A 19,633-nucleotide genomic window follows, 5' to 3' on the forward strand; every position below is an offset into this window, starting at 1 on the left:
ATGTCTTAATTTCAAAAAAAGAGTGTTTTTTCTCTGAGTGATATATATTTGCGCTTTGGGTGTCAGGGAATCAGGTGAAAATCCTGAGCAGTCACCGCTACTGTCAGGTGCAAAAACAGGTCAACTTCAGTACAGCCACCCTCCGGGGGAAGGCAGAAGTATGATGCACCAAGCCAGGAGACCTGCCCAATATAATCTTGCTTCCCGTGCGGTGAACTGGGGATAGTTGGAAAGGTATAATGAAACAAATTGTGTATCTGCTGCTCTCTCTCTGCATATTGTGGAGGGGAGAAACGATCTATGCAGCTTCTTCAGAGCTGAAGGCCATACCCTCAGAGCTTGATTCTCTCGAGGTTCGTGCATACCGACACCCCTTTTCTTCTCGTGAGTATCCGGGGGGGAGGTCCGTATCCTTTTCTCAAGGAAGCCGTGAACAGTCTCTTTCCCGTGTTCTTGCGAAGCAACCGGGGGTGGAAAGCAAGCTCTATGGCGGAAAGGGAAGTTTCGAAACCCTTTCTCTTCGGGGTATGCCGGGTAAGCAGGTGGGGATCTACCTTGATGGCCTTCCTCTTAATAACCACGGTACGGGGTATTTCGATTTATCCCAGCTGGGGGGATTCCCCCTTGCCGGTGCAGACATTCAAACAGGAGCTGTCCCCTCCTATTTGCAATCCCATTCTTTGGGGGGCAGCATCAACTTTATTCGCGATACAACACCGTCCCAGAACGGGGAGATCTTGTTTCGCTTGGGGAGCTTTGGAGAAAAGGGAGCCGCAGGACGGTTCTACAGCGGAGATGATTCTTCCTATCTCTCTGCTCGACTTTCCTTTGAAATGGCTCGTAATGATTTTCCCTATCTTGATCGTGGTTCTACTCCCTACGATACGACAAATCATCGTGTGGAGAATCTTGAAAATAGCGCCTATGCAGCGGTTTCTGCAAAGATCCATGGAGGTGGAATTCTTCGGGAGGGGCGATGGAATAGTGCAGGGTTCTTTCAAAAACGGTATCGGGAAATTCCCGGAGAAGAAGGGCGAATTAATCGTTTTGCCTTCTTTGAAGAGGAACTTTTCTCTCTTTCCGGCTCTGTGAGTACTCCCCGTAAGAGTGTTCATCGAGGGCGTATCCGTTTTGAGCGAGCTTCGTATTTTTGGACCGGCGCAGACTACTTTGGCCATTCCATGGATAATTTGGCAGATCATGAGCAAGCAGAGGTCCTTTCGGAAACCCTCGACATGTCCTATGGTGGAAACAGAGAGTGGATACTAACCCCCGCTTTGACAGGGCAGCTTTCATGGCGTTCCACCTTCGCCTGGTTGGTTCCATCGGGAGATATTGAAGGTGTCTCCATGGGGCAGTGGGAAAGTGGACTTGCCTCGGCTGGTCTTGGTGGTGATCTTGTGTTGGAACACGGGCAAACCCGTTTTAGTCTGGGTACGTTTCTTGATGGGGGAGTGACCGGTACATCGGGAGGGAAAAATACCTATACTGGCCATGTTGTGGATGAAGGGTGGGATCCTTTTCATACCACATCAATCCAAGCGGGAGCGGCATGGTTTTCCCGGGATGCGTGTTCATTCTATTTGAGTCTTGGGGCATCACAGAAACAACCAACTCTTACGGAGTTGTATGGATACGCTGCAGGTATCTTTCCCAACCTTTCTCTCAAGGATGAGCGAGGCTATAGTGGCGAAGTTGGGGCGATCTTTTCCGGGCTCACCGGTGGTGCAAAGACAACTCTGTTTTACAGTCAAAGGGAGAATCTCATCGCACCTGTCATCAGCCCACGAAGTGGGTTGGGACAGTATCAAAATATGGGACGGGCAGAATCTTATGGCCTTGAGCAGAGCGTGTATTATACCCTGGGAAATAGATTCTCCGGTACCACGGCTATGACACTTCAGGAGAGTCGTGATCGAGCAGGTATATACCGAAACCGCCGCCTTCCAGATCAACCCCGGTTTTCCCTTGCAAAGACAGGTGAAATAGCATTGCCGGGAAACCTTACCTTATCGCCTGTTGCACAATATCGCAGTCGTATCTATCGTGATCGAGCAAATATACGTGTTTATCCATCGGAGGGGGCTGGCTTTTGGAATATCGACTGTTCCCTTTTGTGGCAGGGGGACTCTTGGTCTGTGGATGCCACGGTGTTTGATATTACATCACAACGAGATAGTGCCACCGAGGAAAGCGGATATTACACCCTGCTTTATCCGGGACGGCGTTTTGTTCTACAGGTACATCGAATGTTTTAATTATACCAAGGAGTTTTTATGAGATCGTATGTGCAAACAGTAGTAGTGGTCCTACTTTTTCTTCTTTATACGGGCTGTCTTTTTTCTTCAGATGATTCTTCAGACAGTGCTGATGAGCAAGTGTACACCGGCACGATTGATCTTACTTCCTATGCCCAGGAAGATAATAAGACACCCCATGCAAGTGTTCTTGCCACAGCGAAAGAGTTCTTATATGTTGGTATGCAGCGGCTTGATGGATGGGACGTGGTCGCCCCCTCTCTCTTTCTTATTATAGATCGGCTTTCAGGAGAGGTTGTTGAGGAGATCGATCTTACCTATGGCAATGTGTCATCCATGGAAGTGGTCGGCACCACTGCATATGTAGTAAACCCCGGAAGCTTTATGATGGATGGAGACGGAGGTGTGGAGCGTATTTGTTTGAGAGAATCTACCGTCCATACCGTTTTTGATAGTGATGATTTCGACCCGGTAGAAGCTGTACATGTGGGGGGCGATTCTCTCTTGGTTGCCACGCAAAATACCGATTGGCAAGACCCCGCCTATTCACTTTATCTGATTGATGGCAGTGCTGAGAATACCGTTCTTGATACACTGCTTTATCAAGAGGCTGGAACTATTGATGCCCTCGCATATCTTTCTGGGAAAGACGTCTTCTACGTAAGTGCAGCAAATGCTCTTATGCGATACACCTCTTTTCCTGAAATGAATGGTGAGAGCATTGAGACAACCCTACCCGTACGGAGTATGGTAGCCTACGAAGACAAGTTGCTTGTTATTGAAAGTGATTATGAAAGTGGTTTATACGGATTTGTAGAAGGTTCCTCGTACACCAAAATGCTTGAGATTTATCAAGATGCGCGTGCTGTCGTGTGTGATGGTACGGCATATATACTAGAGCAGCTGGGACGAGATAATATTATCCGCCTTACGGAAGATTTCTCCATAGACTATCAGCGAAATATGGGGAGTGATCTCAATATATATGATGTGGCAATTTCTTCGGGAGGCACTGGGTACTTTCTCTCGTACCAGAAGGGGCGTATTGTTCCCTTTCATGCTGAGAGCGGTGAACCTCTCTAAATTTCTGCCATGGCTGTGGCCTTGATATATTTTATAAAGCACGCCGGTATCATCTCTGATGCTTGCGTGCGTTCTTTTCTCTGGAGGATATAATGCAGTGTCATATAAATGGAACGTCCGTAGAGGTAGAGCCGGGCACAACCCTTCTTTCAATACTTACAGCGCGAGAATTACTCCCCGAATCTGTTGTTATTGAACGGAATGGAACTATTGTGGGTCGTGATCGCTTTGATGAGGTTGTTGTGGTTGATAAGGATACCATCGAGATACTCAGCTTTGTGGGAGGAGGGTGATCATGAAGGATACCTTGATTCTTGGAGGTGTAGAAATTGAAACCCGTCTTTTTACTGGGTCGGGAAAGTATCACGATGAGGCGATTATTCCGGAGGTGCTTGCAGCGGCCGGATGTGATGTGGTAACGGTGGCACTTCGTCGGGTTGATCTAAAAAAGAAAGAGACCTCTTTTATTTCTCATATCCCGCAGAATAAACAGCTCATGCCCAATACTTCCGGGGCACGAACCGCAGAAGAAGCTGTTCGTATTGCCCGTCTTGCCCAAGCCATGGGGTATGGAAACTGGATTAAAATAGAGGTAATCCGTGATTCCAAATATCTTCTTCCGGATAATCTTGAAACCCTCCGGGCAACAGAGCTATTGGTAGAAGAGGGCTTTGCGGTATTTCCGTATATGAGTCCAGATTTGGCCATGGGACGACGTATGGTTGATGCAGGAGCAACGGCGGTGATGCCGCTTGGGGCGCCCATTGGCTCAAATGGCGGGCTTCGTACAGAAGAATTAATTCGTATTATGATTGAGCTTCTGGATATTCCTATTATCGTTGATGCAGGAATTGGGAGACCCTCCCATGCAGCGGCCGCCATGGAAATGGGTGCTGCTGCGGTGTTACTCAACACAGCCATAGCAGCAAGCCCAGACCCCGTTGCGATGGCACGTGCCTTTGCCGATGCAGTATCTGCGGGAAGACGAGCCTATGTTGCCGGGCTTGCACAAGAACATCATGAAGCCACAGCATCGTCTCCATTAACGGGATTTTTGCACTGATATGTCTTTACAATCCCTTCTTGCATCGTGGTATGAGCGCCCTTTTTCGGAGAAAAAAATCTCCTTTGATGCTGCTCTTGGAGCCCGTTCTTTTTCCATGGATGCGTTACAAACCCTGCTTTCAAGAGATGCGGCAACGCATCTGGAAGAGATGGCTCAAGAAGCCAAAAAACGTACGGAACAGCATTTTGGAAAAGCCGTAACTCTCTTTACTCCTCTCTATGTTTCTAACTACTGTACCAATGGATGCCGTTACTGTGCTTTCCAACGGGATAATCACATACGTCGGAGACAGCTTTCCCCTGAAGAGATAGAACGGGCAGGAGATGAGATTGCGGCCACTGGTATGCGACACCTTTTGGTTTTAACGGGAGAGGCTCCTCGCATAACAACCTTCGCATACTTGGAGAAGTGCCTTAGTATTCTTGCGCCACGTTTTTCAAGTCTATCCCTTGAGGTATATCCCATGAAGGAACATGAATATGCCCGCCTGGTTGAGCAGGTGCAGCTGGAGGGGGTGACGGTGTATCAAGAGACGTATAATAGATCCGTATATGCTGCCATGCATCCCTTTGGTGAAAAACGTGAGTATGACTGGCGTTTAGAAACGGTCGATCGTGCTGCCAGAGCGGGAGTTCGAAGTGTTACCGTGGGGTCTCTTCTCGGTCTTGATGAGCCTCGAACAGAGCTGGGGGCCTTGGCTCTCCATCTTGATTATATTACCAAAACCTACCCCGGTGTCGCCCCGGTGGTTTCTTTTCCGCGGTTGCGTCCCATTGCGGGAAGTTCATTTCCTGTACCGTATCCTGTTGATGATGCCTTCTTTGTGCAAATAGTACTTGCCTTTCGTATTCTCTTTCCCCATGTGGGCATTACCATGTCAACGCGGGAGGAGCGTCATATCCGAAATGGACTTGTTCCTCTGGGCGTTACAAAAATGTCCGCGGGGGTTTCTACGGCTGTTGAAGCAGGAGAAGAGACCACGGAAGGACAATTTGAAATAGCCGACGATCGTTCCTTGGATGCGGTCTGTGTATGGTTGCAAAAGGAAGGGTTTCAGCCTGTTTTACACGACTGGAATCGTTGTTTTACAACGGATAAATAACCGTATTACGTGAAAGGTTTCTTGTATGGATTGGAAAATTTTCATTAGTACCTTTGGCCTCATATTTCTTGCCGAACTGGGCGATAAGACTCAGTTTGCTATTATGGCAGCCACGGCAAGTCGCCGATCAATTCTCCCTGTGTTTTTAGGAGCCTCCCTTGCCTTGGTTCTTTCTACCTTAGTTGCCATTGCAGCAGGGACCCTTCTGCGACGCTTTGTTCCGGACAGCGCGCTTCAGATTGCAGCAGGAGTGCTTTTTCTTATCTTCGGGGCGGTGATCCTACTGGGGGCACTTCGCGGAGAGCCTGCTGAGGAGGAGGCATTTCAGGATACAGCTCCTGCTCTACAGGGTGGGGGAGTTGTTGAGCGCTCCGTACTCTATCTTGCTGAAAATCTCGAATCGGAAATTTTGGCATCCTATGAGGATGTTCGAGCACGCGTTGACTCGCCTGAAATCGAAGAGCTTCTTTCGCAACTTATCGAAGAAGAAACGTCCCATCTTTCAAATCTCTCAACCCTTTCCTTTGAGGGAACACAACATGTGAAAGATCTTGAGACGCACGAAGAGAAATGTATTCTTGAAGAGCAGAAGAAGGGCACGGAGGATGGTTCCATTGCAGAGATACTACAAGATATTTTACAGAAAGAGCATAACATATACATGGTGTATCGCAGTCTTTCCCGCAAGGTAAAGATTGAGTCCGTACGTCATGTTATGAAAGGCCTTGCGGAAGAAGAAAAACGTCATATTGTGGCTGTTGAAGATATGATTTCTCATTATAAAAATAAGGAACATCTATGAAAAAAATTGGTATTTCTCTCGTCTTTTGTATGAGCCTTGTGTGGGCAGAAAATATGCCCCAGGAAGCGTGGAAACTTTCGGCCACAGCGAATCTTACGGTTTCGCAATCGTATTATTCCGATAATTGGGATGGCTCGCAACGGGGTACTGTGGCATGGATGGCAGATTTTTTGGGTCGGGCGAAGAAACAAATATCCCCTGTGCTTCGTACGAGAAACACCTTGCGAATTGACTATGGGCAGACAAAGTCTCAAGATGAAGACGGGAATTGGGATGATTTTACCAAAACCACCGATCGCATTGAGTATGAAACGCTGCTTCTCTTTTCTCTTAATGAGTGGATTGAGCCCTTTATCTCAGCTAAGGTAAATTCTCAGTTTACCCATGAGGCAAAACGGGTTGACCATGATTCTTCCTTGGTGAACCCAAAGTATGATCTTCGATTCAATCCTATTACCATTACAGAAAGCTTTGGGGTATCCCGTGATTTTATTGCGGAGGAGAACAGTTCTCTCTCAGCTCGTTTGGGTGGAGCGTTTAAACAGACGATTCGACGCTGGGAGTTGCAGGAAGATGGGACCTACGATGATGAGTTTATTAATGATGCCGGTTTGGAGCTGGTAGGAGAATACGAAACAAATCTGCACGATGATTTTCTGGAATATCGAAGTACCCTCTCTCTTTTTACCGCCTTGGCAAGTTCTGAGGAGTATGACCATGACGACTGGAAGGTGCCCCAGGTGGAGTGGGATAATTCGGCCACGATCCATCTTACAGACTATATTATTTTTCGCGCTGGTTTAGAGTTACTCTATAATAAGCTTATTGATACTGATGTGCGGCTTCGGCAAAATATGTCTCTCGGTATACAGTTTCGCCATTCGAATTAGGTCTGTGTGGATCCATATCGTCTGAGGGAAGCAATTCGTGATATGGCCTTGGTCACGGGGTTTAGCGCCTGTGGCTTTGTTGCTCTTCGCCGTCTCTCAGAGCACGATTCCTCTCTCCAAAATTGGCTTTCTTCCGGGTATCATGGTTCCATGGGGTGGATGGAGAACCATTTTGAAAAACGTCTTGACCCGCGTCTTCTTGTACCGGGGGCTGAGACCGGAATTATACTTCTTCTCAACTATTTTCCCCAAAAGAAGTACGATGACACCGGGCACGTTCTATCAAAATATGCCTACGGAGATGATTATCACGGGGTAATGAAGCAGATGCTTTTTTCCTTGCGTGATCAGATAAACACGGTGGTGCCCGCAAAGGGACGTGCCTTTGTAGACTCCGCCCCGGTTCTAGAGCGGCCATGGGCTGTTGAAGCGGGCCTTGGGTGGATTGGAAAAAATTCCCTCCTTATTCATCCCGTCTTGGGTTCATTTTGCTTTATTGGAGAACTGTTTCTTTCATGTACTCTGCCTCCCGACGCTCCATGGAGCGGTTCTTCTTGCGGCACTTGTAACCGTTGTCGCACTGCATGTCCCACACAGGCCATTGTTTCTCCTGGATGTATCGACTCACGTCGATGCCTGTCGTACCTTACCATAGAACATCGGGGGGAGATACCGCCTGATCGTTCTCTGTATTCCCGTGTTTTTGGATGTGATCTATGCCAAGATGTCTGTCCGTGGAATCGTAGCTGTACTCCTACGACGGTGCCGGAATTCATACCAGATTCCTTGCGACAGGATGTGTACGAACAAGACCTTTGGAAGCGGCTGACCCCGGAGGATTTTAACCGACTCTTTTCGTCATCTCCTCTGAGGCGAACAGGGTATACCGGGCTTACGCGAAATATTGATCGGTGTTCTTCTCAGGATGAGGATGCCTCATAGAGACATTTTTTAAGAATTGCTCGTACTGTTTCGCCGTTTTCAAGGGGCGTACCGGAGGGGATTTTTGTCACCAATTCCATGGCGGTATCGACAGCACGTATCGAAAACTGTGCCGATGATGATTGTGAAAAGAGGCTGATTGTTTTTTGTACCGCCTGGGCGTCCTTTGACGAGACACAAAGAGTGAGGGTTTCTTCTTCGAGGGTTATTTTTGAGATAAAAAACCTCATGGCGCGAAGTTTTATTTCCATGGTGAGAATCAAGTGCATCACCTCTTCGGGAAGGGCGCCAAATCGATCAGATATTTCTCGTTCAAAGGCACGAAGCTCTCCGAGGGTTTTACAGGAGGTACATCGCTGATACAACTGAATTCGCAGGCTTCCTTCACGAATATAGGATGCGGGAAACTGTCCGTGCAATCCCAGGTGAATCTCTGTTTCCGCAGGAAGCACCTCCGTATTACCTCGGTCTCGAAGACGCTCAATCTCTTCTTTAAGAAGTTCGCAGTAAAGCTCAAAGCCGACAGCGGCAATTGTACCTGACTGGTCGGTTCCGAGAAGATTACCCGCACCGCGCAGTTCTAAATCACGCATGGCAAGCTGAAACCCTGATCCAAGATCGGTATACTGTTCAAGCGCTTTTAGTCGCTGTACTGATTCCTCTTTTATTGCCGCAAAATCATGCACAAAGAAGTATGCGTACCCCTGTGTGTCAGAGCGTCCCACTCGTCCCCTGATTTGGTATAGCTGAGACAGCCCCATGGTATTGGCATCTTCTACAATAACGGTATTTGCATTGGGGATATCAATACCATTCTCTATAATTGTGGTAGATACGAGGATGTCAATTTCACCATGGGTAAAACGGGTCATAATCTCCTCGAGGGTTTCCCCATCCATTTGACCATGTCCAATGCCGATAGATGCTTCCGGAACAAGAGATTGCACACGGCGCTGTAGCTCATGTAACTCTTGAATTTTATTATGTACAACAAAAACCTGCCCACCTCGCTCAAGCTCATCCTGTATGGCAGATGCAAGGAGCTCGTCATTTGATTCCGCCACGGTTGTTTCCACGGGAAGCCTGTTTTGCGGAGGAGTTGTTATGAGTGAGAGGTCACGTATTCCAGCCATGGACATGTGCACGGTCCGCGGAATTGGGGTTGCACTCATGGAGAGCATATTAATACTACTTTTGAGGGCGGTGAAGCGCTCTTTTTGCCGTACACCAAAACGTTGTTCTTCATCGATGATGACCAAACCGAGATTTTTATATCGTACGGACGAAGAGAGTATCTTATGGGTTCCCACGATAATATTTATCGAACCATTTGAAATATCTGCAAGGGTTTTTCCTGTTGTACCCTGTGAGGTAAGTCTGCTTAAGGTGGCAATACGCACCGGAAATTCCGCCATACGTTCACGGAAGGTTTTCCCATGTTGTGTTGCCAATACGGTTGTAGGGGCAAGAACTGCTACTTGATACCCCGCGATAACTGCTTTAAAGGCGGCGCGCATGGCCACCTCAGTTTTTCCAAAGCCTACATCGCCGCAGACGAGTCGATCCATGGGACGACTGCTTTGCAGATCTTTCTTTATTTGGATCATGGTTTTTTCTTGATCCGGCGTGGGTGTATAAAGAAAGGACTCTTCAAACTCTTGTTGCCACGAACTGTCCGGCGGTAGGGCAAGTCCTTCGGCATACTCCCGTTCTGCATAAATACGAATGAGCTTTCCCGCCATCTCTTGAATATTTTTGCGAGTTCGCTCTTTTTTCCGTTTCCACCCTGATCCCCCCAGCACTGAAAGGGACGGGGGAGCAGACTCTTTACTGCCAATATATTTTTGAACTTTATGAAAATCCCGGATGGGTACATGTATCCGAGCTTTTTTCTGAAACTCAAGGAGCATGCAATCAGTAGAATGTCCTGCTGCTTCAATGGTTGTAATACCTCGAAACAGGGCGATACCGTGATCGATATGCACCACAACATCTCCCGGAGAAAGGCTATCATAGCGTAAAAGCGGTGCTGTATGCTTCGAGAGCCCCCGTCGTTTTTTCTGAACTGTACGATTAAAAAGTTCAAGATCTGTGTAGTAGACAATTTTTTTGTTCTGAGAGGAAAAGCCCTTTTGAAGGTACCGGACTTGTATCGCCTCTTCCCACTCAGAACCGATAAGTTCTGTTAAGCGCTGTTTATGCCCTGTTGTTTCGGTACATAGGACAATATCGTATCCTTCTTCTTGTTTTCTCTGCATATCCTGTTTAAGCAGTTCCAGTTGCCCGGCAAGACCGGCAAGGGGGACAAAGTCGTAGTGGTGACGAGTCTCTGCACAGCTGTATACTTTTAGGAATAGATGGGGATGAGGGGCCACTTTTTTTTCTATTTTGTCGGGGGATACAAGCAGATGTTCTGGAGAAGAGATACAGGGTCGAAAGAGATCGGGAACCCGTCCCATGTGGTTTGTATAGTTGGTTTTTATGCGACTGTATCTATCTGAAATGGATAAATAATCATCATTGATAATACAGGTGTCTTTATGGAGATAGTCAAGGAGACACCCTTCACCCAGGGAAAACCAGTGGCGAAACCAGTGCATACCGTTTTTATGAGGCCGATTTGTCCACTCATGTTCAATTCGTTCATAGAGGGACGCGGGTAAACCTGCTTTTTCCGTGTACTGTTCCAGCTTCTCCAGAGCATCAATACGCTGTTCATCATGAATTGTCTCTTCTCCCATGGGAAGAATCTCTAGGTTGGAGCGTGCCCGGACTGATTTTTGAGTAAATATATCAAATTCACGAATTGAATCGAGTGTGTCTCCCCAAAACTCAAGGCGGAGTGGATGTTCTTCTCCCATGGGGTAGATATCCATAAGGCCGCCTCGCCGAGAAAAATGTCCCGGTTCATTGACGGTTACTTCACGGCGAAAGCCAATTTCCGTGAGCCACCGTTCAATATCTTCCAAGTCAAGTTCGTCTCCGCAGTGCAATGAAATTGTTTCATGAAAAAGCGTTTTCGGTGGGGGTACTGGCTCAAAGAGAGCAGAAGCCGATGTTATCACACATTTTTTTGGCTGGCGAAGAAGGTTCTGCAACGTGGACAGCCGTCGTTCTTGAGTTGGTCCAAAAATAGGCCGCATGGTATAGGGTATTGTATAGGCTGTGGGAAAATAGAGAGGAGAATCGGGAAGCATATCTTCAAGTTCATCACAGATTCGTTGGGCCTCCTTGTCAGTAGCAGCGATATAAAGAAGCGGCCCTTTTTTATGATGTAGATATGCTGTTAAAAAGGCATCTGCACCGGGAGTCAGGCCAGAACAGGCAATGCGGGAATATTCCTCGAAGAGTGGAAGGAGTTCGGGAAAAGTTAGTTCTGTTTTCCGTGTTGTCATAACACCCCATAAAAAAAACTCCCCACGGGGAGTTTTGAGAATGAGCCAACAAGGGATCGAACCTTGGACCCACGCCTTAAAAGGGCGTTGCTCTACCAGCTGAGCTACTGGCTCATATTGTGTACACGTATAAATGAGCCAACAAGGGATCGAACCTTGGACCCACGCCTTAAAAGGGCGTTGCTCTACCAGCTGAGCTACTGGCTCATATTGTGTATATGTATAAATGAGCCAACAAGGGATCGAACCTTGGACCCACGCCTTAAAAGGGCGTTGCTCTACCAGCTGAGCTACTGGCTCATTTTCTTTCAAAGACGGACCTAATATATGACATGCTTTGAACGAATGCAATACATAATACAAGAAAATTACTATTTCATTTCTTGAAAAAGAATCGATTTTATGATATCCTCAGAGTAACAGGGTTAATCAACGGTTTTGATATGGCACAGGGAAATCTTTCTCCGGAAGAGTTTGAAAGTCTTTTTGAAGAGTTGAATGCCATTGTCAATTCCGATACTTCTTTGCATCAAGAGGTAAAAGAGAGTCTGTCCGAGGGGAGTGATGAGCTGCTTCGGGATGATTCTCTTATTCAAGAAGCCTTTATTGCCAGTGAACGCAAGGAGCCCATCCCAGTTGAGGAAGACAACAGTGATAATTCTGTCCATGGCGAGCAAGAAGAACTTGAGAAATTCTTTACCAATGTACGAAACGAGACTCCTCCCGTGGACGTTGACTTTCTGTGTCCCTTGTGTAACACCAGAACATTTCGTGCTCGATATCGGGAAGATGTGCATAATATACGGATTCTTGACTATGAATGTACGGGGTGTTCCGTCTTGTTTACAGATCCTACCCGTTTTCGCTTTGATGAAAACCGGGAAAAACAGGATATTGCACATAAAAATGATGACTTTTCTTGCCCGGTTTGCTTGGGAAATGAGTATGAAGCAGTCTATGATCAAGGTATTGGGGAAGTGCAACTTCGTTCTTATCAGTGTAAGTCTTGTACTGTGCTTTTTTCTCGTCCCGAAGCATTTTCTCGGCCCTGTAATGAAAATGAAGGGTCCGATTCATAATAATCATTGTTTTTCCTGTAGCCATGTCATACTGATAGGGTATATACAAAAATGGGAGTTGTAGCCATGCATTTTTTGGTCGTAGAAGATGATTTTTTTTGCCGGAGTATCTTAGTAAATATTTTGAACGAGCACGGCAGATGTGATGTTGCTGTTAATGGGAGCGAAGCATCTCTTGCCTTTGCCAGTTCTCTTGAACAGGGAACATCCTATGATGTTGTTTTTCTTGATATAATGCTGCCCGATAAGGATGGTCAAACCCTTCTTAAGGAATTTCGTGCTGCAGAAAAAGAACACGGAGTACGTGCCGGTATGGGTGTGCCTATTATTATGACAACAGCCTTGGATGATCGCGGTAACATTCTTCAGGCATTTTCCAGCCAATGTGAAGGGTACATTGTAAAGCCCGTGGATGAGGATAAGGTTGCTGAAAAGCTTCGGGAGTTACGGAAAATCTGATTTTTAGGAAAGTCATCTATGCACATTCTAATAACAGACGACGACCCCGTATCGCGTAAGATTCTCCACAGCTTTCTTTTAAAGCGGGGGTATGGCGTATCCCAAGCCCAATCTGGAGAAGAGGCGTACGAGTTGCTCCTCAAGAGTACCGATTTGCCAAATATCGCGATTATTGATTGGGTCATGCCTGGTATGAACGGTATTAACTTAATGCGTAATATTCGAGCACTGCCCGGTGGAGAAATGATGTACATTGTCCTTTTAACCTCCCGTGAGGAAGGGACGAATATTTCTCAGGCCATTTCCGCTGGAGCCGATGATTACATTACCAAGCCCTTTCGAAGTAGAGTTCTTGAAGCTCGCCTTGAAGCGGGGAAACGTATTGTAGAACTACACCAGCGGCTACACCGCGAAACCATGCGAGCCGAAGAGGCTGCCGAAGAAGCTCGGGCGGCTTTACAAGTTAAGGATACCTTTCTTGCAAATATGTCCCATGAGTTACGAACACCTCTGAGCGGTATTGTCGGCTTTTCTCGTCTTCTGAGAAAAACAAATCTTACAGAGACGCAGGAAAAGTATATCAATTCCCTTTCTCTCTCTGCAGATACCTTACAGCATCTTATAAATACGATTTTGAATTATACCCGCTTAAACAAAAAAGAAGTATTGTGTGAGAAAAGCACCCATGATATCACAGAAATTGTAAAAATCGTTACGCTTCTTACCTATGGCGCTGCAGCGGAGAAAAATATTGAGATAATCCTTGATGTAGACCCGCTTCTTCCCAATATTGTAGAAGTACCCTATGAAAATCTCTTACAGGTTCTTTCTCATCTTCTTGATAATGCTGTAAAGTTTACTCCAGAAGGCTTTGTTATGTTGAAAGTGCGGGGTAAAAAGCTAAAAAACAGAACCTGTGAATATGTTTTCTCTGTTGTAGACACTGGTATTGGAATTGATACGTCAAAAGAGCATTTGATATTCAATTCATTTACCCAAATTGACTCTTCATCCACTAAAAAATATGGAGGAAGTGGACTTGGCCTCTCCGTGGCAAAGCGCCTTACTGAGAAAATGCAGGGAACTCTTTCTTTTGTACGTAATCCGCGAAGGGGAGTCACGTTCTCGTGTACTCTGCAGCTTACCTACTTTGATACCAGTACGTACATCAATTTTCCACAAGAAATTGAAAACTGCCTTGTGCTCGGACAGTCAATTTTTGCACGATCTTTAACAAACACCTTACGCTTTTTTCAATTGGAAATTAATAGCATTACGGATCAGAAGGGGTTTAAGACCCATTTATGTAATAACATATACGATATGGCTCTCATTGATTATAATTATCTCTCAGAAGATGCTTTTGAAGAGATTTTGTCTCTGAAGGAAACGGATAAACAGAAATATCGCAATGTGCCCTTTGTGTTTGTGGCGCATTTGCAAAATTTTAATTATCTTAACAGGGTGCTTCGATCCCTTAAAAGCTGCTATGTTCTTGCAAAACCAATCACCTTATACTCCTTTCACAATTTGATTCATAATGCACCGAAAAATAAAACGTGTGAGAATATAAAAATACTCCTTGCAGATGATAGTTCTCTTATTCGTGACTTAACACGAGAGGTGTTGGAGCAGGCCTTTCCTCATGCAGATATCTATGAAGCCTGTGACGGGGCTGAGTTTGTGTCTCTGTTTAAGGAAACACGTCCCGATTTCTCATTTTTAGATATTCAAATGCCACGGGGAGATGGGTTTACAGTAATGAATGAAGTGGCTCCTTTACGTACTCCGGAGCAGCAGTTTTTTGCTCTTACAGCATATGAAGCAGGTTCTATCCGAGAAAAATGCACTTCCCTTGGCATCAAACATGTCTTAAAAAAGCCTCTGACCCTGAAAAAACTACAGGCCTTACGTGGCGAATATGAGAAGCATCGAATGATACTGTCGGATGACGGCCGAGAGGTCTATCATTTTAATAGAGCAACCTTGCTTAAACGACTTAGAAATAACCGTCTCCTGTATCATCAGATTATGGATACGTTTATCACCCAGTTTCAGCAGCAATGCCAAGAGATCCAACGAGCGGTACTTGCCAATGACCTCTGTCGGGCAAAGCAGATTGGACATGCCATGATTGGTGCTGCGGAAAGTCTTGAAATGCGACGTCTTGCAGCCCTATTACGCCAAGCAAACCAGAGTGAGAGCTGTGCCGATATGGAACGGCTTTGCTCCTTGGTTCAAGATGAGTATGACTTAGTTCGAAGCATCGTCCTGGAGGGAGAGTAACTCCTCCCATCGGCTCATGAGAGTGTGCAGTTCTTCTTTCTTTTTTGCGTAACTTTGGCTCATGCGGCCAAGATCTTTTCCTTCAGGGCTGACAAAGGCTGCCTCAAGCTCTTGAATCTCTTCCTCTACTGTATCAATTTGCTCTTCTGTTAAGGCCAGCTCGCGTTTTTGCTTAAACCCAAAACGTTTTTGCTTTGTTTTTTTTGCCACAGGAGATGATTTTTTCTGCTCTTTTCGGCGGTATTCTTCTTTCCAAAGGAGGTAGTCCGAATAACTCCCGGGAAAACCACTTATTAAGCCATCTCCTTCCATTACAAGAAGGTAGTCACAGAGTCGGTCGATAAAGTATCGGTCGTGAGAAATAATCAGGAGCACTCCGGGAAAATCAAGGAGGAAATTTTCCAGCACTGAAAGGGTTTCAATATCCAAATCATTTGTGGGTTCGTCAAGGATGAGGAAATTTGGATTTCTGATTAATACAGAGATCAGTTGGAGACGTCTCCGTTCTCCGCCGGATAAGAAGCCAATCTGTGTATGTTGTTGTTTTGGAGGGAAGAGAAATTGTTCTAAAAATTGACTTGCGGATATCTTTGTTCCGTCATGTTCGATATATTCTGCAATGGAACGGATGTATTTCAAGACACTTATGGAATCCGGCAGATGCGTATTAATTTGTTTAAAGATGCCAAAGGCTGTATGCATTCCTTGGTCTACCACACCGCTGTCGGGGGTAATGTCTCCGGTGAGAAGTTTGGTAAAGGTGGTTTTTCCTACGCCATTATTTCCCACAAGGGCAATTTTCTCACCTCCCTTGAAGGTATAACTGAAATTTTGGATAAGGGGTTGTGTGGGGGTGTACCCAAACTGTGCATTTTTGCAATTGACAATTTTTTTTCCGAGTTTTCGTCCTGAAGAGGAAAATGAGGCTTGGCTCTCCTGTGCAGCTTTGCCTGTTTTTAATTGTTCTTCTATGCGGGCAATGCGGGCTTTTTGTTTTGTACCACGTGCACTGGGAGAGCGGTGTAGCCACTGTATTTCTTGGGAGATACGTCCTTGTCTTTTTCGCTCTTTTCGTTGCTCATGGGCCAATTGCTCTTCTTTTTTTTCGAGATAGTAGGAGTAATTTCCTTCGTATGTATATATTCGCTGATCCCGAATTTCCCAAATATGAGTACAGACAGAGTCAAGAAAGTAGCGATCGTGCGTAACCATAATAAAGGGGTGGTGCCGTCGTTGCAAATACGATTCGAGCCAGAGAATTGTTTCAATATCAAGGTGGTTTGTCGGTTCATCCAGCATAAGGAGATTGGCATCGGAAAGAAGTCCCTGGGCAAGGGATATTTTCTTTATCATTCCACCGGAAAGTTCTTCCATGGTTCCTAAGAGACGGGTAATACCAAATTGGTGAAGAATAGAACGAACTTTTCCCTCAAAATCCCATGCGCCGTATTGATCCATCTGGGCAGAAAGCAGATCAAGACGCTCTTGTTTTTTTTCTGTCAACTTCTGGGCAATATCAAAGCTCACATATTCGTACTCTTTTAAAATATCGGTGTGCGGTAGGGAGAATGAGTGAAATATGTAGTCCAAAACAGTGTCCATAGGAGAAAAGTGAGGCATCTGCTCCATAAGAAAGGGGGTACAAATGCTGTTGTATACAAGGTCCCCTGAATCAACCTCTTTTTTTCCAGCAAGCGTTTTCAAGAAGTTGCTTTTCCCGCACCCATTCAGCCCCACAATACCAATACGTGCTGAGTCTTCTATGGAAAAAGAGGCAGTGTCAAGAAGGATTTTGTTTCCTGCCGAAAGGGTAATGGCATTTCCGCGTACATAATTCATACCGCATCTCTCTGAGTTGTCGTACCAGTAAGCTTCAATATACGTTGAGGTAGGAGGGTCTGAAAAGTGACGGTGCAGAATATCGAAATATACACCCTCTATCAGAGGATAAATTATATTTTCTCAGTAATTACCGAGGAGGACCTTTGAAATATATACTATGTATGGTGTGGGCACTGCTTCTCTGTGCTCAAATACTTTTTGCAAATGTTGGCCAGTCGTCCGTGGCGGTGTTGAACTTCCCCTGGGGGGCCCGTTCTACCGGTCTCGGTGAAACCTTTACGGGGATTGCCGATACGGAAGAGGCTCTTTTCTATAACCCTGCAGGGTTGGGTCAGGCTCCCTTGGCAAATGCGTGGGTCCATTATGATCAACACGATTTTGGCTACACTAAGATACATGGCGTTGGTTCGCAGCTATGGAGTGTGAACGAACATGGGGAAATACTTAGCTTTGTGGGTTCTTCCTGGAATCGGTATCATACTCATTTTGTTGATGATGGAGAAGAGCTTGAAGACGTTGTTGAGCGGTATCTTGATGTATCCGGTTCTGACCTGCGAGAGCGTGCAAAGGATATGGTTATCGCCAAAAATAATCTTCGTGATGAACTCCGTGATGAGCTCCATGCGGTTCTTGTGGAAGCAGGAGTGGATGGAAATGACGTAGATTCTTTAGTTGAGGTTCTCGTTCAGCTGCCCGCGCGGGAGCAGAATGAGACAGCTGTATTTGCAGAGTTAGCATACTACTTAGCAGATGATGATCTTCATACCCCGGGGGAAATTGTTGAGCTATTGCGGGCCCCCCTTGATATACGGGGACGATTTTCTCTCCGAATCCCCTATAATATAGGTCCTTCTGGAAGGGTTTATGATATTTTAGCACAGGAAAATGATGTTTTATGGGTTGCGACAGATGATGGGTTATGGCGGTTTTCCGCAGGGTGGACACAATATGGGAGTCTCGATGGAGTACCTTCGGAGACGGTCTATTCTTTGAACCAAGGAGAGAGTGGCGAAATATATATAGCTACTAAAGCTGGGCCTGCAAGATATATTGATGGAGATTTTTCCCGTATTGGAACGGGGGAAGAGGAGCATCTGTTGTCTCAGCCAGTTTATGCCATAGCTCGTGATGCTGAGGGGGTATGGTATTTTGCTCTGGAAGAGTCTCTTTTGGAGTATTATGATGATGAAGACTACACGTATATTGGCACAGAACAGGGCTTGTACGACTCTCGTGTGACGGCTTTGTTTATTGATTCTCGCGACCGTCTCTGGGTTGGGACCCGGGGTGGGGTTGTTCGTTTTGATGAAGAGGGGCGTCGTCGTTTCAATCTTGGTGAAAATACGGTTGTTAAAAGCTTTGGTGAAGAGGATAGTCATACACATTGGGTTGCCACAGATCGAGGAGCCTCACAAATTGTTGAAGAGGAACAGGAGTCCGGAAGCCCCGAGTATGTTATAACAATATTTCATGAACGCAACAGTTTACACTCTTCTCATATTACGGATGTTGTTATTGCACAAAATGGTGATATATGGTTAAGTACCGATAGTGGCATTGAGCGGTATCAACGTGGACAAATGCGTGCGTCTCTGTTCTTTGAGAATCTGCTCCCTTCCCTTGGTATTGATGATATGTGGCATGCGGCTGCAGCTGTTGTGTATCCTATTGGCGACTGGGGGTCGGTTGGGTTTTTCTGGAACCAACTCTATTTTGGAGAAATAGAAACAGGAGGGGTGAGTGGAACAGGTCAAGCAGGGTCGCAAGAGTCTGCCTTTGAGTTTGAGACAGGCCTTTCCTATGGGTTTCCCGTGACCTCTGATTTTTCCCTCGGTTTAAACTTGAAATATGCCTACAGTCGACTTGAACGAGATCGGGCAGAGGCTACAACTGTAGCTGTAGATGCAGGGTTACTCCGTCGTAATCTTTTTATCGATAATTTAGACTTGGGTTTTGTCTTGAAGAATATGGGACCTCCAGTCACATACTCTGAGAGCGAAGCTGCTGATCCTATTCCCTTTCTTGCTCGTTTAGGACTGAGCTACGCCCCCATAGATCGTCCCGGCTCCCGCTTAGTTGTAGCTGTGGATGCCAATAGAGAAATTGTCTATCGTGATGAAGATGGGGGGTATAATTTTATTCAGGCGATCTATTATGATCTTCTTCGTCGTGATGATGAAAAGTCATACATGGATAAGTTTCGTGAGATCATTTGGCACGGCGGTGTGGAGTACACTTATGCGGATTTTATCTCCTTTCGTTCTGGTATTCTGTATGATGATGCGGGGTCCCGTTCAGAGCTCTCTATTGGCATTGGCGCTGAGTTGAATAACATCCTTGCTGATATTTCGATTATTGTGAGTACCCTTGGGGACGACAATCAGGTCCGTGAAAATCAAACCCGATTTTCTGTTACCTACATCCCTTAA

Annotated in this window: 14 protein-coding genes, 3 tRNA genes and 1 riboswitch; of the genes, 12 read left to right on the forward strand and 5 right to left on the reverse strand. The window is 45.9% G+C overall.

The features are described 5' to 3' along the window. Positions 1 to 40: 40 nt before the first annotated feature. Positions 41 to 204: riboswitch (cobalamin riboswitch) on the forward strand. 35 nt (positions 205 to 239) lie between these two features. The 8 genes from CALK_RS00180 (at position 240) to queG (ending at position 8,143) form a co-directional block, all read left to right on the forward strand. Further along, complete coding sequence (locus tag CALK_RS00180; protein WP_022635612.1) at positions 240 to 2,258, forward strand: TonB-dependent receptor plug domain-containing protein; 2,019 nt, start codon at positions 240 to 242, stop codon at positions 2,256 to 2,258. Between the two features lie 18 nt (positions 2,259 to 2,276). Continuing rightward, the gene (locus tag CALK_RS00185; protein WP_022635613.1) at positions 2,277 to 3,341 is read left to right on the forward strand and encodes a hypothetical protein; all 1,065 of its coding nucleotides are present in this window, start codon (positions 2,277 to 2,279) and stop codon (positions 3,339 to 3,341) included. Between the two features lie 92 nt (positions 3,342 to 3,433). Further along, a complete protein-coding gene (gene thiS / locus CALK_RS00190) occupies positions 3,434 to 3,634 on the forward strand; it encodes a sulfur carrier protein ThiS (protein WP_022635614.1) in 201 nt (66 codons plus the stop codon). Between the two features lie 2 nt (positions 3,635 to 3,636). After that, the gene (locus tag CALK_RS00195) at positions 3,637 to 4,404 is read left to right on the forward strand and encodes a thiazole synthase (RefSeq protein WP_022635615.1); all 768 of its coding nucleotides are present in this window, start codon (positions 3,637 to 3,639) and stop codon (positions 4,402 to 4,404) included. A gap of 1 nt (position 4,405) precedes the next feature. Continuing rightward, positions 4,406 to 5,509, forward strand: coding sequence for a 2-iminoacetate synthase ThiH (thiH, locus tag CALK_RS00200; RefSeq protein ID WP_022635616.1), 1,104 nt, complete (start codon positions 4,406 to 4,408; stop codon positions 5,507 to 5,509). 25 nt (positions 5,510 to 5,534) lie between these two features. Next, on the forward strand, positions 5,535 to 6,311 hold the full coding sequence (locus tag CALK_RS12485) for a TMEM165/GDT1 family protein (protein ID WP_022635617.1): 777 nt from the start codon (positions 5,535 to 5,537) through the stop codon (positions 6,309 to 6,311). Continuing rightward, positions 6,308 to 7,201, forward strand: a complete 894-nt coding sequence (locus tag CALK_RS00210; protein WP_022635618.1) for a DUF3078 domain-containing protein — start codon at positions 6,308 to 6,310, stop codon at positions 7,199 to 7,201. Before CALK_RS12485 ends, CALK_RS00210 begins: the two co-directional genes overlap by 4 nt. Before the next feature lie 6 nt (positions 7,202 to 7,207). Then, positions 7,208 to 8,143 carry a tRNA epoxyqueuosine(34) reductase QueG gene (gene queG, locus CALK_RS00215; RefSeq protein ID WP_034635976.1) on the forward strand — a complete coding sequence of 312 codons (936 nt, stop codon included), beginning with the start codon at positions 7,208 to 7,210 and terminating at the stop codon, positions 8,141 to 8,143. Here the strand turns inward: queG and mfd are convergent. The 4 genes from mfd to CALK_RS00235 all read right to left on the reverse strand — a co-directional run bounded on the left by mfd (position 8,122) and on the right by CALK_RS00235 (position 11,838). Beyond that, a complete protein-coding gene (mfd, locus tag CALK_RS12490) occupies positions 8,122 to 11,538 on the reverse strand; it encodes a transcription-repair coupling factor (RefSeq protein ID WP_022635620.1) in 3,417 nt (1,138 codons plus the stop codon). The two genes, queG and mfd, sit on opposite strands and share 22 nt — an antisense overlap. Positions 11,539 to 11,579: 41 nt before the next feature. After that, positions 11,580 to 11,652: transfer RNA gene (locus CALK_RS00225), tRNA-Lys, on the reverse strand. Positions 11,653 to 11,672: 20 nt separating this feature from the next. Continuing rightward, positions 11,673 to 11,745 (reverse strand) — tRNA-Lys (locus CALK_RS00230). Positions 11,746 to 11,765: 20 nt separating this feature from the next. Then, positions 11,766 to 11,838 (reverse strand) — tRNA-Lys (locus CALK_RS00235). A 143-nt stretch (positions 11,839 to 11,981) separates the two neighbouring features. On the opposite strand from CALK_RS00235, the gene CALK_RS00240 reads away from it, so the two are divergent. The 3 genes from CALK_RS00240 to CALK_RS00250 all read left to right on the forward strand — a co-directional run bounded on the left by CALK_RS00240 (position 11,982) and on the right by CALK_RS00250 (position 15,362). Next, complete coding sequence (locus tag CALK_RS00240) at positions 11,982 to 12,617, forward strand: hypothetical protein (RefSeq protein WP_022635621.1); 636 nt, start codon at positions 11,982 to 11,984, stop codon at positions 12,615 to 12,617. Between the two features lie 66 nt (positions 12,618 to 12,683). Next, positions 12,684 to 13,076, forward strand: coding sequence for a response regulator transcription factor (locus tag CALK_RS00245; protein WP_034635983.1), 393 nt, complete (start codon positions 12,684 to 12,686; stop codon positions 13,074 to 13,076). A gap of 18 nt (positions 13,077 to 13,094) precedes the next feature. Further along, positions 13,095 to 15,362: a response regulator gene (locus tag CALK_RS00250; protein WP_022635623.1), complete on the forward strand. Its 2,268-nt coding sequence runs from the start codon at positions 13,095 to 13,097 to the stop codon at positions 15,360 to 15,362. On the opposite strand, the gene abc-f is transcribed toward CALK_RS00250, so the two are convergent. Further along, positions 15,330 to 17,201, reverse strand: a complete 1,872-nt coding sequence (gene abc-f, locus CALK_RS00255) for a ribosomal protection-like ABC-F family protein (RefSeq protein WP_022635624.1) — start codon at positions 17,199 to 17,201, stop codon at positions 15,330 to 15,332. The two genes, CALK_RS00250 and abc-f, sit on opposite strands and share 33 nt — an antisense overlap. Positions 17,202 to 17,347: 146 nt before the next feature. On the opposite strand from abc-f, the gene CALK_RS00260 reads away from it, so the two are divergent. Next, complete coding sequence (locus CALK_RS00260) at positions 17,348 to 19,633, forward strand: PorV/PorQ family protein (protein WP_022635625.1); 2,286 nt, start codon at positions 17,348 to 17,350, stop codon at positions 19,631 to 19,633.

Source organism: Chitinivibrio alkaliphilus ACht1 (assembly GCF_000474745.1).
Lineage (GTDB): Bacteria > Fibrobacterota > Chitinivibrionia > Chitinivibrionales > Chitinivibrionaceae > Chitinivibrio > Chitinivibrio alkaliphilus.

What these genes read in the sequence shown, in the direction of transcription:
- CALK_RS00180 (WP_022635612.1), top strand. Translation starts at nt 240, where the DNA reads ATGAAACAAATTGTGTATCTGCTGCTCTCTCTCTGCATATTGTGGAGG.
- CALK_RS00185 (WP_022635613.1), top strand. Translation starts at nt 2,277, where the DNA reads ATGAGATCGTATGTGCAAACAGTAGTAGTGGTCCTACTTTTTCTTCTT.
- thiS (WP_022635614.1), top strand. Translation starts at nt 3,434, where the DNA reads ATGCAGTGTCATATAAATGGAACGTCCGTAGAGGTAGAGCCGGGCACA.
- CALK_RS00195 (WP_022635615.1), top strand. Translation starts at nt 3,637, where the DNA reads ATGAAGGATACCTTGATTCTTGGAGGTGTAGAAATTGAAACCCGTCTT.
- thiH (WP_022635616.1), top strand. Translation starts at nt 4,406, where the DNA reads ATGTCTTTACAATCCCTTCTTGCATCGTGGTATGAGCGCCCTTTTTCG.
- CALK_RS12485 (WP_022635617.1), top strand. Translation starts at nt 5,535, where the DNA reads ATGGATTGGAAAATTTTCATTAGTACCTTTGGCCTCATATTTCTTGCC.
- CALK_RS00210 (WP_022635618.1), top strand. Translation starts at nt 6,308, where the DNA reads ATGAAAAAAATTGGTATTTCTCTCGTCTTTTGTATGAGCCTTGTGTGG.
- mfd (WP_022635620.1), bottom strand. Translation starts at nt 11,538, where the DNA reads ATGACAACACGGAAAACAGAACTAACTTTTCCCGAACTCCTTCCACTC.
- CALK_RS00240 (WP_022635621.1), top strand. Translation starts at nt 11,982, where the DNA reads ATGGCACAGGGAAATCTTTCTCCGGAAGAGTTTGAAAGTCTTTTTGAA.
- CALK_RS00245 (WP_034635983.1), top strand. Translation starts at nt 12,684, where the DNA reads ATGCATTTTTTGGTCGTAGAAGATGATTTTTTTTGCCGGAGTATCTTA.
- CALK_RS00250 (WP_022635623.1), top strand. Translation starts at nt 13,095, where the DNA reads ATGCACATTCTAATAACAGACGACGACCCCGTATCGCGTAAGATTCTC.
- abc-f (WP_022635624.1), bottom strand. Translation starts at nt 17,201, where the DNA reads ATGAATTATGTACGCGGAAATGCCATTACCCTTTCGGCAGGAAACAAA.